Below are 15,758 nucleotides of genomic sequence, written 5' to 3'. Positions count from 1 at the left end.
CCGTCCCCGTTCTCCTACTTCTATACCGATACCGCGATCACCGAGATCGAGCCGGACTACGAGCCCTGGTTCTCGCCGCTGTACGAGCCGCCCTCCGCCGAGATCGAGTCGGGGCTGTTCGCCCTCCAGGCGGCGATCGGCGCCGGCGCCCTCGCCTACTACTTCGGTGTGCGACGTGGGCGGCGCCAAGGTGAGCAGCGGGCGTTGGCTCGGCAGGCCACCGAAGCCGCGGCCGGCGACAAGACCGCACCCGACGGGGAAGCCGCGCGCGACGACAAGGCCGCGCACGAGCCCGACGGCGCGCGCGGCGCCGCCGGACAGGCCTGATCGCGCGTGCTGCCCATCGACGCGGCGGCGCACAGCAGCCGCTGGCGCCGCCGTCCCCCCGTGGACAAGGCCGTGCTCGGGCTTGGCCTCACCGTCCTGGCGATCTCGCTGCCGCCATGGCCGGGCGCGGACCTGGTGCTGCTGACCGCGCTCGCCGTGCTGCTGGGCCCGGCGGGCGTACCCGGCCGCAGGCTGTGGCGTGCCTACCGTGTCCCGCTGGGCTTCTGCGTGACCGGCGCGGCCACCCTGCTGGTGCAGGTCGGCGGACCGGACGGGTTCCTGACCCTGGCCGCCGAGGGGCATGTGCGCGCCGGGGAACTGCTGCTGCGCACCTCGGCCGCATCCCTCGGCGTGCTGCTGTTCGCGTTCACCACACCCATGTCCGATCTGCTGCCCCGCCTGGTGAAGGCCGGGATTCCCGCACCGGTCGTCGACGTCGCGCTGGTGACGTACCGCATGAGCTTCCTGCTGCTGGACTCGATGCGCCGGATCCGGGAGGCGCAGGCCGCGCGGCTCGGGCACACCACGCGGGCCGCCGCCTGGCGTTCGCTGGCCGGGCTCGGCGCGACCGCGTTCGTGCGGGCCTTCGACCGGGCGACACGGCTGCAGGCCGGGCTCGCCGGGCGCGGCTACGACGGCACCCTGCGCGTCCTCGTGCCCGAGGCCCGCATCTCCGTCCGCTTCACGGCCGCCAGCGTGGCGCTGCTCGCGACGCTGGCCGCCCTCACCCTCGTACTGGAAAGGCCGCTGACATGAGCACCCTCGCGTGGGAAGGGCCCCTGTCATGAGCGACGCCGCCCTCGTGGCCCTGCGGGGCGCCTCCTTCGCCTACGAGGACGGTCCGGCCGTCCTCAGCGAGCTCGACTTCGAGGTGCGTGAGGGGCGTGCGCTCGCGCTGCTCGGGCGCAACGGCACCGGCAAGACGACGTTGATGCGGCTGTTGAGCGGCGGACTGCGGCCGCACACCGGGGAGTTGACGCTCGACGGGCAGCGGGTGTCGTACGACCGGAAAGGACTGACGCGGCTGCGGACCACCGTGCAGCTGGTGGTGCAGGACCCGGACGACCAGTTGTTCGCCGCGTCCGTCGCGCAGGACGTGTCGTTCGGGCCGCTGAATCTGGGGCTGCCCGACCCGGATGTGCGGGCGCGGGTGGCCGAGGCGCTTGCCGCGCTGGACATCGCCGCCCTGGCCGACCGGCCCACGCATCTGCTGTCCTACGGTCAGCGCAAGCGGACGGCGATCGCGGGCGCGGTCGCGATGCGGCCCCGGGTGCTGATCCTGGACGAGCCGACCGCGGGGCTCGACCCCGACGGCCAGGAGCGGCTGCTCGCCACCCTCGGCGCCCTGCGCGCGGGCGGCACCACGGTGGTGATGGCGACGCACGACGTGGACCTCGCCCTGCGCTGGGCCGACGACACGGCGCTGCTCACCCCGTCCGGAGTACGCACCGGCCCGGCCGCCGAGATGCTGGCCCGCACCGACCTCCTCCAGCAGGCCGGGCTGCGGCTGCCGTGGGGTGTCGCGGCGGCCCAAGTACTCTGTGCGCACGGCCTGTTGGCCGCGACGGCAACGGGCCCGCGCACCCCCGAGGAACTAGCCGCGCTGGTGGTGGTCTAAGCGCACCCGGCGAGCGCCCCGAAGGGGCGCGGGGCTGTACCCATATGCGGCTCCGCCGCGGGGGGAGGGGGGCGACCAGCCCACGGACCCGCACACGCCCGACGGCCCGCGCCCCCACGGCGGAGCCGCACATCGCCCCAACCCGGCGAAGCGATGCGGCGTCGGTCACAGAAGCGGCGAGGGCAAGGTCACAGCCTGGGGCTCTGCTCCTGCTCAAGGGCTCTCGCCTAGCATCCCGAGCATGACAGTCCTGCCCAATGACGGGCTCTCGACGGCCGCCGAGTTCCCCGCCGCGACCCATGAGCAGTGGCAACGCCTCGTGGAGGGCGTCCTGCGCAAGTCTGGCCGGGACGTCACGGGTGCCGCCGCCGAGGACGCCCTGGCCACCGCGCTGGAGGACGGGCTGCGCACCCGGCCCCTGTACACCGCGCTCGACACCGCTCCCGAAACCGGTTTCCCGGGTTTTGCCCCGTTCGTACGGGGTGGCCGCCCGGAGGGCAACACCAAGGGCGGCTGGGATGTGCGGCAGCGGCACGCGACGGCCTCGGGCGACCTCGCCCTCGCCGACCTCGAAAACGGCGTCACCTCCCTGTGGCTGGTTGTCGGTGAAGGCGGTTTCCCGGTCTCAGCGCTCGGCCAAGTGCTCGAAAGCGTGTACCTGGACCTCGCGCCCGTCGTCCTGGAGGCCGGCCGGGACACCGAGGAGGCGGCAGGCCAACTGCTGCGGCTGTACGAGGAGCGCGGCGTCGCCCCTGAGGCGGCGCGCGGCAATCTGGGTGCCGACCCGCTCGGGTACGAGGCCCGGACCGGGCAGCAGCTCGACTTCGCGCCCACGGCCGGACTGGCCCGGCGGTGCGCCGAGGAGTACCCGGGGCTGCGGTCGCTGACCGTGGACGCGCTGCCGTACCACGAGGCCGGTGGCTCGGCCGCGCAGGAGCTGGGCGCCTCGCTCGCGACCGGTGTCGCCTATCTCCGGGAGCTGACCGCGGCCGGGCTCACCGTCGAACAGGCCTGCGCACAGCTGGAGTTCCGCTACGCGGCCACCGCCGACCAGTTCCTGACCATCGCCAAGCTGCGCGCGGCGCGGCGGCTGTGGGCGCGGGTCGCCGAGGTGAGCGGAGGGCCCGGCAGGCAGGTGCAGCACGTGGTGACCTCGCCGGTGATGATGTCGCGCCGCGACCCGTGGGTGAACATGCTGCGCACCACGGTCGCCACGCTGGCCGCCGGGGTCGGCGGCGCCGACTCCGTCACCGTGCTGCCCTTCGACCACGCGCTCGGCCTGCCGGACGCGTTCGCCCGGCGCATCGCCCGCAACACCTCGACGATCCTCATCGAGGAGTCGCACCTGGCCCGGGTGATCGACCCGGCGGGCGGCTCCTGGTACGTGGAGCGGCTCACCGACGAACTCGCCCACGCGGGCTGGGAGTTCTTCCAGTGGCTGGAGCAGATCGGCGGCCAGGCGGCCGCGCTGCGCTCGGGCCGGCTGGGAGAGAAGCTGGCGGAGACCTGGGAGGCGCGCAGCGCGAAGCTCGCCAAGCGGCGCGAACCCATCACCGGTGTCAGCGAGTTCCCGCACCTCGCCGAGAAGCCGGTGGAGCGCGCGTCCGCGCCCGCGGCGCCGTCCGGCGGCCTGCCCCGTGTCCACCGCGACGAGGCGTACGAGGCGCTGCGCGCCCGCTCCGACGCCCACCTCGCCGCGACCGGCACCCGGCCGCGGATCTTCCTCGCCGCGCTCGGCCCCGCCGCCGCCCACACCGCACGGCTCACCTTCGCCGCGAACCTCTTCCAGGCGGGCGGCATCGAACCCGTCACGGAGGGCACGTTCGAGGAGAGCGGCGCCACCGAGGCCTGCCTCTGCTCCAGCGACACGCTGTACGAGGAGCAGGCGGCGGACACCGCACAGGCCCTGAGGACAGCGGGCGCCACACATGTGTTCCTCGCGGGCAAGCCCGGGCAGTACCCCGTCGACGACTACGTCTTCGCGGGCTGCGACGCCGTAGCCGTACTCTCCGCCACCCTCGACCGCATGGGAGTGTCCTGATGGGAATCCCCGACTTCACCGGGATCGAACTCGGGGAGCCGAGGACCGACGTCGGCGCCGACGAGTGGCGCAAGGCCGCGGGGAGCGACGACGCGTTCTGGGAGACCCCGGAGGGCATCGCGGTCAAGCCGCTCTACACCGGCCATGACCTGGAGGGCCTCGACTTCCTTCAGACGTACCCGGGCATGGCGCCGTATCTGCGCGGCCCGTACCCGACGATGTACGTCAACCAGCCCTGGACGATCCGCCAGTACGCGGGCTTCTCCACCGCCGAGGAGTCCAACGCCTTCTACCGGCGCAACCTCGCCGCCGGGCAGAAGGGCCTGTCGGTCGCCTTCGACCTGCCGACGCACCGCGGCTACGACAGCGACCACCCGCGGGTGACCGGCGACGTCGGCATGGCGGGCGTGGCCATCGACTCCATCTACGACATGCGGCAGCTCTTCGACGGCATCCCGCTGGACAAGATGACCGTATCGATGACGATGAACGGCGCCGTGCTGCCCATCCTCGCGCTGTACATCGTGGCGGCGGAGGAACAGGGCGTACCGCCCGAGAAGTTGGCCGGGACCATCCAGAACGACATCCTCAAGGAGTTCATGGTCCGCAACACCTACATCTATCCGCCGAAGCCGTCGATGCGGATCATCTCCGACATCTTCGCCTTCACCTCGCAGCGGATGCCCCGCTACAACTCGATCTCCATCTCCGGCTATCACATCCAGGAGGCCGGCGCGACGGCCGACCTGGAGCTGGCGTACACGCTCGCCGACGGTGTGGAGTACATCCGGGCCGGGCGTGAAGCGGGCCTGGACGTGGACGCGTTCGCGCCGCGGCTCTCCTTCTTCTGGGCGATCGGCATGAACTTCTTCATGGAGGTCGCCAAGCTGCGCGCGGCGCGGCTGCTGTGGGCGAAGCTGGTGTCCCAGTTCGAGCCGAAGAACTCCAAGTCCCTTTCCCTGCGCACCCATTCGCAGACCTCGGGCTGGTCACTGACGGCGCAGGACGTGTTCAACAACGTCACGCGTACGTGCGTCGAGGCGATGGCCGCGACGCAGGGCCACACCCAGTCGCTGCACACCAACGCCCTCGACGAGGCGCTCGCGCTGCCCACCGACTTCTCGGCGCGCATCGCCCGCAACACGCAGCTGTTGATCCAGCAGGAGTCCGGCACGACGCGGGTGATCGACCCCTGGGGCGGCAGCGCCTACGTCGAGAAGCTGACGTACGACCTGGCCCGCCGTGCCTGGCAGCACATCCAGGAGGTCGAGCAGGCGGGCGGCATGGCGCAGGCCATCGACGCGGGCATCCCCAAGCTGCGCGTGGAGGAGGCGGCGGCACGGACGCAGGCCCGCATCGACTCGGGGCGGCAGCCGGTCATCGGCGTGAACAAGTACCGGGTGGACTCCGACGAGCAGATCGACGTGCTCAAGGTGGACAACTCCTCCGTGCGCACCCAGCAGATCGAGAAGCTGCGGCGACTGCGCGAGGAGCGCGACAGCGTCGCCTGCCAGGACGCGCTGGACGCGCTGACCCGGGCGGCGGCAGGAGAGGGCAACCTGCTGGAGCTGGCGGTGAACGCGGCCCGCGCGAAGGCCACCGTCGGGGAGATCTCCGACGCCCTGGAGAAGGTGTACGGGCGGCACGCGAGCCAGATCCGTACGATCTCCGGCGTGTACCGCAACGAAGCCGGCTCCTCCCCGTCCGTCGACCGCACCCGCACCCTCGTCGCCTCCTTCGAGGAGGCCGAGGGCCGCCGCCCGCGCATCCTGGTCGCCAAGATGGGCCAGGACGGCCACGACCGCGGCCAGAAAGTGATCGCGACCGCCTTCGCCGACCTCGGCTTCGACGTCGACGTCGGCCCGCTGTTCCAGACGCCCGGCGAGGTGGCCCGCCAGGCGGTGGAGGCGGACGTGCACATCGTGGGCGTCTCGTCGCTGGCCGCCGGGCACCTCACCCTCGTACCGGCGCTGCGCGAGGAGCTGGCGGCGGAGGGCCGGGAGGACATCATGATCGTCGTCGGTGGGGTGATCCCGCCGCAGGACGTGCCGACCCTGCTGGAGATGGGCGCGACGGCCGTGTTCCCGCCCGGGACGGTGATCCCGGACGCGGCCTACGACCTCGTGAAGCGACTGTCGGCCGACCTCGGACACCCGCAGTGATCGATCTCGACACGTATGTGAAGGGCGTGCTCGACGGGAAGCGGGCACTCGTCGCACGCGCCATCACGCTCGTCGAGTCGACCCGACCTCAACACCGCGCGCTGGCACAGGAGTTGCTGACCGAGCTGCTCCCGCACAGCGGCCGGGCCCGGCGGATCGGGATCAGCGGGGTGCCGGGCGTGGGGAAGTCGACGTTCATCGACGCGTTCGGCACGATGCTGACGTCGCTCGGTCACCGGGTCGCGGTGCTCGCCGTCGACCCGTCGTCCACGCGTACGGGCGGCTCGATCCTCGGCGACAAGACCCGGATGGAACGCCTGGCCGTGGACCCCGCGGCCTTCGTCCGTCCCTCGCCCAGCGCGGGCACGCTCGGCGGGGTCGCCAAGGCCACGCGCGAGTCGATGGTGGTGATGGAGGCCGCGGGCTACGACGTCGTGCTCGTCGAGACGGTCGGCGTCGGCCAGTCGGAGACCGCGGTTGCGGGCATGGTCGACTCCTTCCTCCTGCTCACGCTGGCCCGCACCGGCGACCAGCTGCAGGGCATCAAGAAGGGTGTGCTGGAGCTGGCCGACGTCATCGCCGTGAACAAGGCGGACGGACCGCACGAACGCGACGCCCGTGCGGCGGCGCGTGAACTGTCGGGTGCGTTGCGGCTGATGCATGGGAAGGACGTCGCCTGGACGCCGCCCGTCCTGCACTGCAGCGCCCGTGAGTCGACCGGCCTGGACACGGTCTGGGAGCGCCTCGAACAGCACCGTGCGCTGCTGGATTCCAGCGGCCGTCTCACCGCCAAGCGCCGTGACCAGCAGGTCGACTGGACGTGGAGCATGGTCCGCGATGAGCTGCTGGGTCGGCTGCATGCGGATCCGGCGGTGCGTTCGGTTGCGCCCGGGCTTGAACAGCAGGTGCGGGATGGGGAGTTGACTGCGACGCTGGCGGCGGAGCGGATTCTTAAGGCCTTCGGAAGGTAGTGCTCTGCGGGCCGGTGGGGGCTGGTCGCGCAGTTCCCCGCGCCCCTATAGGGCGCGTTCAGGCGACCTGTGCTGCGAATGCCTGGTATGCGCGGTCGTCGAACAGGACGAACCTGACCTCCTCTACCGACGTTTCGGTGGCCCTCACCGTCTCCACCGCGATCCGGGCCGCGTCCTCCATCGGCCAGCGGTACACGCCCGTGGAGATGGCGGGGAATGCTACGGTCCGGGCGCCCAGGTCGTCGGCCACTCGTAGCGCTTCCCGGTAGCAGGACGCGAGGAGGGCGGAACGGTCCTCGGTGGGGCTGAAGACGGGACCAACGGTGTGGATCACCCAGCGTGCGTCCAGTTCGCCCGCCGTCGTGGCGACCGCCTGCCCGGTGGGCAGACCCTTGCCGTACTGGGCCGCGCGCAGCGCCCGGCACTCCTCGAGGATCGCGGGGCCGCCGCGCCGGTGGATGGCGCCGTCCACGCCGCCTCCGCCGAGCAGGGAGGAGTTCGCCGCGTTGACGATGGCGTCGGCGGTCTGCCGGGTGATGTCGCCCTGGACGAGGGTGATGGTGGTCATGGCTGCCTCAGCTTCCGCCAGACCGCCTTCGCCGCGTTGTGCCCCGACATGCCGTGCACTCCGGGTCCGGGCGGGGTGGCCGAGGAGCAGATGAAGACGGCCGGGTGGGGGGTGCTGTACGGGAACAGGGACAGCTTGGGCCGCAGCAGGGTCTGGAGTCCGGAGACGGCGCCGGAGGCGATGTCTCCACCGACATAGTTGGCGTTGCGGGCGGCCAGTTCGGGCGGGCCGGCGGTCGCGCGGGCGAGGACCCGGTCGCGGAATCCCGGGGCGAAGCGCTCCAGTTGGCGCTCGATGGCGTCGGTGAGGTCGCCGGTCCAGCCGCTGGGGACATGGCCGTACGCCCAGAAGACCTGCTTCCCGGCCGGAGCCCGGGTGGGGTCGACGACACTGGGCTGGACCGTGATCATGAACGGTTTGTCGGGGGCCCGGCCCTCCCGGGACGCGGCGCGCAGGGCGGCGCCGATCTCCGCGCTGTCCGCGCCGATCTGCACGGTCCCGGCGGCCCGGGCCTCCGGCGCGGTCCACGGCACCGGGCCGTCCAGCGCGTAGTCGACCTTGAAGACTCCGGGGCCGTAGCGAAAGCCCTCGTAGTACCGCCCGAAGCCGGCGATACGGGCCAGGGCGGTGGGTGAGGTGTCGAAGACGTAGGCGCGCGCGGGCGGCAGGTCGTCGAGGCGCTTGACCTCGTAGTCGGTGTGGACGGTGCCGCCGAGGTCCTTCAGATACGAGGTGAGCGCGTCCGAGATCGACTGGGAGCCGCCGCGGGCCACCGGCCAGCCGCGGGCGTGCGCGGCCAGGGCGAAGACCAGACCGATGCCGCCGGTCAGAATGCCGTTCAGCGGGGCCATGACGTGGGCCACGAGTCCGGCGAAGAGCGTCTTCGCGCGCTCGTCGCGGAAGCGGCGGGTCAGCCAGGTCGACGGGGGCAGGCCGACGAGGCCGAAGCGGGCGAGGGTCACCGGGTCCCGGGGCAGCGAGGTGAGCGGCAGGGACATGAAGTCGTGGGCGAGCGTGTCCCACCTGGGCAGGAAGGGCTCGACCAGCCTGCGGTAGGTGCCCGCGTCGCGTGGCCCGAACGATGCGGCCGTCTCGGCGACCGACCGGGACAGCACGGCGGCGGTGCCGTCGGTGAAGGGGTGCGCCATGGGCAGGTCGGCGTGCAGCCACTCCAGGCCGTGCCGCTCCAGGGGCATGGCCCGGAACGCCGGTGAGTTGATGCCGAGGGGGTGCGCGGCGGAGCACGGGTCGTGGCGGAAGCCGGGGAGGGTCAGCTCCTCGGTGCGGGCTCCCCCGCCCACGGTGTCACGGGCCTCGAAGACGGCCACGGAGAAGCCGCGCCGGGCCAGCTCCACGGCGGCCGTCAGTCCGTTCGGCCCCGCACCCACCACGACGGCATCGAGCATCGACGGCACCTTCGGACTCCTTTGTCAGCCGATGGCCACTGAAGGATCAGGATATGCCGGGGCGCTGACAGTCCTCGCGCCGCGGTGGGGCCGGGCGGGCGTCGGGGGGAGCGGAGCCCGGTCAGGGCGCCGTCATCGGATCCACGGGTACGGCTCGGACAGCAGCTCCACGACCCGGCGAGCCGTGGCCTCGTCGCGCGCCGCGGTGAACGGCAGTGCGTTCCCGCCCGTGACGCGGAACGGCTCCCCCGAGAGCGTCAGGTGGGCGCCGCCCGCCTCCTCGACCAGCAGCAGGCCCGCCGCGTGATCCCAAGCGGCCTCCCAGGAGAAGGCGACAGCGTCCGACTCGCCGCGGGCGACGGCGAGATACTCCAGTCCCGCCGAGCCGCAGGCGCGCGGTGCGACGCCGTCCGTCCACAGGCTGAGCAGCGCGCGCTTCTGCTCGTCGGTCGTGTAGTCCGGGTGGGAGGTGGCGATGCGGAGGTCGCGGCCGGGGGCGGGAGGACCGGCGTGCAGCCGCTCGCCGTCGAGGAAGGCGCCACCGCCCCGTACGGCCGTGGCCAGTTGGTCGCGGGCCGGTGCGTACGTCCAGGAGGCGAGCACCACTCCGCGCCGGGCGAGTGCGACCAGGGTGCAGAAGCCGGAGTCGCCGTGCACGAACTGCCGTGTTCCGTCGACGGGGTCGACGATCCAGACCGGGGCGTCGTCCTGTATCGCCTCATAGGTCGCCGGGTTGGCGTGCACCGCTTCCTCGCCGACCACCACGGAGCCGGGCAGCAGCTTGCCGAGTGCCTCGGTGAGGTACTGCTCGGCCTTGCGGTCGGCGTCCGTGACCAGGTCGTGCGGGCCGCTCTTCTGGTCGACCTCGTGCGCGGCCAGCCGGCGGAAGCGGGGCATGATCTCGGCGGCGGCCGCCTCGCGGACCGCGTCTTCCACGTCGGCGGAGTGACGCGTGAGAAACTCGTCGATGGTTTCGGTGTGCTCGATCATGCCTCCATGAGAGCACGCACCACTGACAATCCCCGCCCGCCCCATGTACCGCGGGTGGAATCGGGATGAACACCCCTCTTCGCCCCTCTTCGGGTGTTCAGCGCCCCACCGCGTACCCCTGCATCCCCCGCGGATTCGCGGCCGCCGACAGAATTCCGCTCTCCGGATCCCGTGCGACCGCGCACAGCCTCCCCTCCGACCACGGCTCGCCCACGGTCACGTCGTGCCCGCGCCGCCGCAGCTCCTCGACGACCTCCGCGTCCGTCCGGGACTCCACGGTGACGCTGCCCGGGCGCATGCCGCGCGGGTAGAAGGAACTCGGGAAGCTGTCGTTGTGCCAGTTCGGGGCGTCGATCGCGCCCTGGAGGTCGAGGCCGCCGCGTACCCGGGCACGCAGGGCGACCGCGAGGAAGAAGTGCAGCTGCCACTGGTCCTGCTGGTCCCCGCCGGGTGTGCCGAACGCCATGACCGGCACCCCGTCGCGCAGCGCGATCGACGGCGTGAGAGTGGTGCGCGGCCGGCGCCCCGGGGTGAGCGAGCCGGGCAGGCCCTCATCGAGCCAGGTCATCTGCAGCCGGGTGCCGAGCGGGAAGCCCAGTTCGGGCACGACGGGGTTGGACTGCAGCCAGCCGCCGCTGGGCGTGGCGGCGGCCATGTTGCCCCAGCGGTCGACGACGTCGAGGTGACAGGTGTCGCCGCGCGTGTGGCCGTCGGAGGCGACGTCGGGCAGGCCCGCGAGCTTCTGGACGGTCGGCTCACCGGCGCCCATCGGGTCGAAGCCCGGAACATCGGGGGCGACCACGCGCGCGTGCGCACCGAGTCGCGGAGTGCGCCGACCCGGGCTGCCGGGCCGCAGCTCGTGCGAGGCCTTGTCCCCGACGAGCGCACGCCGGGCCGCGTTGTAGTCCGCCGACAACAGCTCGCCGAGCGGCACGTCGGCCGCGTCGCCGTACCAGGCCTCCCGGTCGGCCATGGCGAGCTTGCAGCCCTCGATGAGCAGATGGACGTAGTCGGCGGATCCGTAGGGCGGCAGTTCGTGCGGGAGCAGCGCCAACTGCTGGAGCAGGACGGGCCCTTGGCTCCAGGGTCCGGCCTTGCACACGGTCCAGCCGTTCCAGTCGTACGTCGCCGGCGCCTCGTATGTCGCGGACCACCCGGCGAGGTCGGCGGCGGCGAGCGTGCCGGAGTGCCGCTCGCCGCTGGTGTCCATGGTGGGGCGCGCGGACTGCCGTACCAGCGCCTCGGCGATGAAGCCACCGCGCCACACCTCCCGCGCCGCCTCGATCCGCGCGTCCCGGTCCCCGGCCCCCGCGACCTCGGCGAGCAGCCGCTTCCAGGTGGCCGCGAGAGCAGGATTGCGCAGCAGCGCGCCGGGCCGGGGAGCCTTCCCGCCCGGTAGGTACAGCTCCGCCGACGAGGTCCACTCCGTCTCAAAGAGCTGCCGTACGGTCTCGACGGTGGCGCCGACGTTCTCCACGGGCGCGTGCCCGTGTTCGGCGTACCCGATGGCGTACTTCAGGACGTCGTCCAGGGACTTGGTGCCGTGGTCGCGCAGCAGCAGCATCCAGGCGTCGAAGGCGCCCGGCACCGCGGCGGCCAGCGGTCCCGTGCCGGGTACGAGGTCCAGACCGAGCCCCTTGTAGTGCGCGACCGTCGCGCCGGCGGGGGCGACGCCCTGCCCGCACAGCACCCGCACCTCACCGTCCGCGGGCGCGAGCAGGATCGGCACCTCGCCGGCGGGCCCGTTGAGATGCGGCTCCACGACGTGCAGCACGAAGGCGCCCGCGACGGCGGCGTCGTATGCGTTGCCGCCGTCCTCCAGCACGGCCATCGCGGACTGCGAGGCGAGCCAGTGCGTGGAGGACACCATGCCGAAGGTGCCCTGGAGGGTGGGGCGGGTGGTGAACACGGGGGACTCCGTCCTTCGGGGCGAACGTGCGGCGATGGTACTCACCGGCCGAGGCGCACAGTTGCCCGGCGTTGGAATGTTTTCCCAGGTCCACACGTTGAAAGCCCATCAGGGACATGAGGGAGGCGGATCGGTGCACGGCGAGTACAAGATTCCCGGCGGCAAGCTCGTCGTCGTGGACCTGGACGTCGAGGAGGGTGTGCTGCGGCACGCGCGCGTGGCGGGCGATTTCTTCCTCGAACCCGACGAGGCGCTGGACGCCGTGAACCGGGCGCTCGACGGCGCCCCCGCCGACACGGACGCCGCGGGCCTCGCCGCCCGGATCGACGCCGTACTGCCCGAGAACACCGTCATGTACGGCCTGACCTCGGAGGGCATCGGGATCGCCGTGCGCCGTGCCCTCGCGCAGGCCACCGACTGGACCGACTACGACTGGCAGCTGATCCACGAGGGTCCGCAGTCCCCGGTGATGCACATGGCGCTCGACGAGGTGCTGACCGCGCAGGTCGCCGCGGGCCTGCGTCCGCCGACGCTGCGTGTGTGGGAGTGGGCCGCCCCTTCCGTGATCATCGGCAGCTTCCAGTCGCTGCGCAACGAGGTCGACCTGGAGGCCGCCGCACGGCACGGCGTCGACGTGGTGCGGCGGATCTCCGGCGGCGGCGCGATGTTCGTGGAGCCCGGCAACACCATCACCTACTCGCTGTCCGTCCCCGAGGCTCTCGTGCAGGGACTGTCCTTCCCGGACAGCTACGCCTACCTCGACGACTGGGTGCTGGGCGCGCTCGGCGGCCTCGGCATCAAGGCCTGGTACCAGCCGCTGAACGACATCGCGACCGAGCAGGGGAAGGTCGCGGGCGCGGCCCAGAAGCGGATGGTGGGACCGGACGGCGGGCCCGGTGCCGTACTGCACCACGTGACGATGGCGTACGACATCGACGCCGACAAGATGCTGGACGTGCTGCGCATCGGCCGGGAGAAGCTCTCCGACAAGGGCACGAAGAGCGCGAAGAAGCGGGTGGACCCCCTGCGCCGCCAGACCGGTCTGCCGCGCGAGGCCGTCATCGAGCGGATGATCGACTCCTTCCGCGGCCGGTACGGACTGACCGACGGCAAGGTGACACCGGAGGAGCTGGCCCATGCCGAGGAGCTGGCCCGCGCGAAGTTCGGCTCCCCGGAGTGGACGGCCAGAGTGCCGTAACCAAGTGGCGTAACCAAGTGCCGTAACCAAGACGCCGTGACCAAGCGCCGTAAACCAAAGCGCAGTAAATCGCCCATAGTTGCCTCAACCGCACGGGGTGCAGTCACGGCACAAGCACAGAGCGAAGTTGCACTTTCAACCCACAGGGACTCGTGTGACACTGGCGTCCCGTCCGCAGTGCGGACCCCGTCCGCACCGTCCCCCACGAGAAGTGCGCCGTGCGTTCGCTACCCCTGCCGCTCACCCTCTCCGCGCGTCTGGCCCCGGTCGCCGTGCTCGCCGTCTCGGGCTGGGCCCTGTCGTCCGGACCCTCGACGCCGGCCGCCGAGAACAAGGCCGGCCAGGACAACGGGTCCCAGTCGCCTACCGCCCCCGCCACCGCGGCGGCGTCGAAGGCGTACGACGCCGCCCCCGCCCCATGCACGAGCGTTCCCGTGAAGACGGTCAAGTCGCTGGTCCCCGGCGCCAAGACGGCCGGCAAGGAGATCGCGTCCACGGACTCGAAGGTGCGCCGCACCTGCTCCTGGAACGCGCTCAAGGGCTACGACTACCGCTGGCTCGACGTGTCCTTCGAGGTGATGGACTCGGAGGAGGCGGCGGAGAAGTCGTACAAGCAGCGCCTCTCCGACGACAGCGGCGGCGGTGACGTCCCCGGCCTGGGCGACGCGGGCTACTCGGTGGTGAACCTCACCACGCAGGACAAACAGCAGACCCGCGAGGGCGTGGTGGTGGTCCGCTCGTCCAACGCGCTGGTGGTCATCACCTACAACGGCAGCGACTTCGAGTCCAAGAAGGCGCCCAGCACGGACGAGATCAACAAGGGCGCCATCAAGGCCGCCAAGGACGCGGTGGCGACGCTGGAGGACGGCCAGAAAAAGGGCTGACCGTCCTCCCGCTCCGGTCAGACCGTGGTCTTCCCCCGGCCGCGCAGCAGCATCAGGCCCAGGTACAGCACCATCGAGGTGCCCAGGCCCACCGCCCAGCCGTAGTCGGCCAGCGACGACAGCGCCGGGATGGGCCGGCCGTCGATCAGCGGGTCGAAGCTGGCGCCGCCGATGGCCAGCACGCCGCCGGCCACGAAGGCGACGACCGCCCGCCAGTTCCAGCCGCCCTCGTACCAGTAGCGGCCGCCCGTGCGGTATAGGTCGAGGAGGTCGAGCTTGCCCCGGCGCAGGATCCAGTAGTCGGCGATGAGGATGCCGGCGACCGTGCCGAGCAGCCCGCCGACCAGGCCGAGCCAGGTGAAGATGTAGCCCTGCGGGTCGGAGTACAGCTTCCACGGGAAGATCAGCACGCCGATGACACAGGTCGCGAGCGCACCGGCCCGGAAGGTGATCTTGCGGGGCGCGATGTTGGAGAAGTCGAAGGCCGGGGAGACCAGGTTGGCCGCGACGTTCACGGACAGCGTCGCCACCAGCACGGTCACCAGCGCGAACAGCAGGCCGACCACGTTGTCCGTCTTGGCGGCCAGCTGTACCGGGTCCCAGATCGGCTCGCCGTACACCGCCTGCGAGCCGGAGGTGACCATCACCGACAGGAACGCGAACAGCGTCATGGTGGTGGGCAGGCCCAGCGCCTGGCCCCACATCTGCGCCTTCTGGCTCTTGCCGTAGCGGGTGAAGTCCGGGATGTTCAGCGACAGGGTGGACCAGAAGCCGATCATGCCCATGAGGGAGGGCCAGAACAGCTTCCAGAAGTCGCCGCCCCAGCCCAGCTTGGACGGCTGGTCGAGCAGCGGGCCGAAGCCGCCGGCCTTGTTGCTCATCCACACGAGCATCACGAGCGCGCCGACGATCACGAACGGCGCCGCCCAGTTCTCGAAACGGCGGATCGTCTCCATGCCCCGGTAGATGATCGCGACCTGGATCGCCCAGAAGATCGCGAACGACAGCCACATGGTCCAGGCGTAGCCGCCGATCTTCGCGGTGTCGCTCCAGCCGTTGCCGATCAGCTTCCCGGCCAGGAAGTAGATCGCCTCACCGCCGATCCAGGTCTGGATACCGAACCAGCCGCACGCCACCAACGCCCGCACGACAGCGGGGAGGTTGGCGCCGCGTATCCCGAAGGAGGCGCGCGCGAACACCGGGAAGGGGATGCCGTACTTCGGTCCCGCGTGCCCGGTGAGCAGCATCGGGACCAGCACGATCACATTGGCCAGGGCGATGGTGAGCACCGCCTGCTTCCAGTCCATGCCGACGGCGATCAGGCCGGAGGCCAGGGTCCAGGAGGCCGTGTTGTGGGCCATGCCGACCCACAGTGCGGAGAAGTTGTACGTGGTCCAGGTGCGCTTCTCGACGGGAACCGGCAGCAGGTCCTCGTTGGCGTAGGGACCGCCCGGAGCGGGGGCGTCGGGGGCGATCTCCACCCGGCCGTCGGCGAGGGTGACTTGAGTGGACGGCGGTATGGCCGTGGGAGCGGTGTCGGTCATGGGCAGGCCAATCAGGGGAGGTTGGGACGGGGAAAGGCCGTGCGGGTGGCGCCGAGGGGGGTGCGCCCCGAAGCCGTTGAGACGCGGGGCGGCCTGGGTCCCCTTCCCGGGAACGGCGGGAAGGGGACGTACATGGGGAC

At 71.7% G+C, this 15,758-nt stretch carries 13 protein-coding genes; 8 read left to right on the top strand and 5 right to left on the bottom strand.

Annotated features, from left to right (window positions below; translation table 11 throughout):
* The 6 genes from ACTWQO_RS14705 to meaB form a co-directional block, all read left to right on the top strand.
* Positions 1 to 327: energy-coupling factor ABC transporter substrate-binding protein (locus ACTWQO_RS14705; RefSeq protein WP_443237737.1), on the top strand; the 327-nt coding region annotated here is incomplete at its 5' end.
* Between the two features lie 6 nt (positions 328 to 333).
* Positions 334 to 1,083, top strand: a complete 750-nt coding sequence (gene cbiQ, locus ACTWQO_RS14700) for a cobalt ECF transporter T component CbiQ (protein ID WP_443237736.1) — start codon at positions 334 to 336, stop codon at positions 1,081 to 1,083.
* Between the two features lie 28 nt (positions 1,084 to 1,111).
* On the top strand, positions 1,112 to 1,945 hold the full coding sequence (locus tag ACTWQO_RS14695) for an ATP-binding cassette domain-containing protein (protein WP_443237735.1): 834 nt from the start codon (positions 1,112 to 1,114) through the stop codon (positions 1,943 to 1,945).
* Positions 1,946 to 2,186: 241 nt separating this feature from the next.
* Positions 2,187 to 3,986 carry a methylmalonyl-CoA mutase family protein gene (locus tag ACTWQO_RS14690; RefSeq protein ID WP_443237734.1) on the top strand — a complete coding sequence of 600 codons (1,800 nt, stop codon included), beginning with the start codon at positions 2,187 to 2,189 and terminating at the stop codon, positions 3,984 to 3,986.
* Positions 3,986 to 6,148, top strand: coding sequence for a methylmalonyl-CoA mutase (scpA, locus tag ACTWQO_RS14685; RefSeq protein WP_443237733.1), 2,163 nt, complete (start codon positions 3,986 to 3,988; stop codon positions 6,146 to 6,148). Before ACTWQO_RS14690 ends, scpA begins: the two co-directional genes overlap by 1 nt.
* Positions 6,145 to 7,119 (top strand): methylmalonyl Co-A mutase-associated GTPase MeaB, encoded by a 975-nt coding sequence (gene meaB / locus ACTWQO_RS14680; RefSeq protein WP_443237732.1) that lies wholly within the window; start codon positions 6,145 to 6,147, stop codon positions 7,117 to 7,119. The genes scpA and meaB overlap by 4 nt, the downstream gene beginning before the upstream one ends.
* Before the next feature lie 58 nt (positions 7,120 to 7,177).
* On the opposite strand, the gene ACTWQO_RS14675 is transcribed toward meaB, so the two are convergent.
* From ACTWQO_RS14675 to ACTWQO_RS14660, 4 genes are all read right to left on the bottom strand, one after another.
* A complete protein-coding gene (locus ACTWQO_RS14675) occupies positions 7,178 to 7,687 on the bottom strand; it encodes an O-acetyl-ADP-ribose deacetylase (RefSeq protein WP_443237731.1) in 510 nt (169 codons plus the stop codon).
* Positions 7,684 to 9,093, bottom strand: a complete 1,410-nt coding sequence (locus tag ACTWQO_RS14670; protein ID WP_443237730.1) for a phytoene desaturase family protein — start codon at positions 9,091 to 9,093, stop codon at positions 7,684 to 7,686. Before ACTWQO_RS14670 ends, ACTWQO_RS14675 begins: the two co-directional genes overlap by 4 nt.
* A 132-nt stretch (positions 9,094 to 9,225) precedes the next feature.
* The gene (locus ACTWQO_RS14665) at positions 9,226 to 10,083 is read right to left on the bottom strand and encodes an inositol monophosphatase family protein (protein ID WP_443237729.1); all 858 of its coding nucleotides are present in this window, start codon (positions 10,081 to 10,083) and stop codon (positions 9,226 to 9,228) included.
* A gap of 97 nt (positions 10,084 to 10,180) precedes the next feature.
* Positions 10,181 to 11,992, bottom strand: a complete 1,812-nt coding sequence (locus tag ACTWQO_RS14660) for a gamma-glutamyltransferase family protein (protein WP_443237728.1) — start codon at positions 11,990 to 11,992, stop codon at positions 10,181 to 10,183.
* 133 nt (positions 11,993 to 12,125) lie between these two features.
* Between ACTWQO_RS14660 and ACTWQO_RS14655 the strand changes: the two genes are divergently transcribed.
* A complete protein-coding gene (locus tag ACTWQO_RS14655) occupies positions 12,126 to 13,190 on the top strand; it encodes a lipoate--protein ligase family protein (RefSeq protein WP_443237727.1) in 1,065 nt (354 codons plus the stop codon).
* 218 nt (positions 13,191 to 13,408) lie between these two features.
* On the top strand, positions 13,409 to 14,074 hold the full coding sequence (locus tag ACTWQO_RS14650) for a hypothetical protein (RefSeq protein ID WP_443237726.1): 666 nt from the start codon (positions 13,409 to 13,411) through the stop codon (positions 14,072 to 14,074).
* Between the two features lie 17 nt (positions 14,075 to 14,091).
* Here the strand turns inward: ACTWQO_RS14650 and ACTWQO_RS14645 are convergent, their stop codons facing one another.
* Complete coding sequence (locus ACTWQO_RS14645; protein WP_443237725.1) at positions 14,092 to 15,618, bottom strand: NCS1 family nucleobase:cation symporter-1; 1,527 nt, start codon at positions 15,616 to 15,618, stop codon at positions 14,092 to 14,094.
* Positions 15,619 to 15,758 lie beyond the last annotated feature (140 nt).

Origin of the sequence: Streptomyces sp. 4N124 (assembly GCF_052245395.1) — a bacterium.
Taxonomy (GTDB): Bacteria; Actinomycetota; Actinomycetes; order Streptomycetales; family Streptomycetaceae; genus Streptomyces.
Note: the sequence above shows the minus strand (reverse complement) of the source record. Positions and strands in the feature narration are given on the sequence as shown.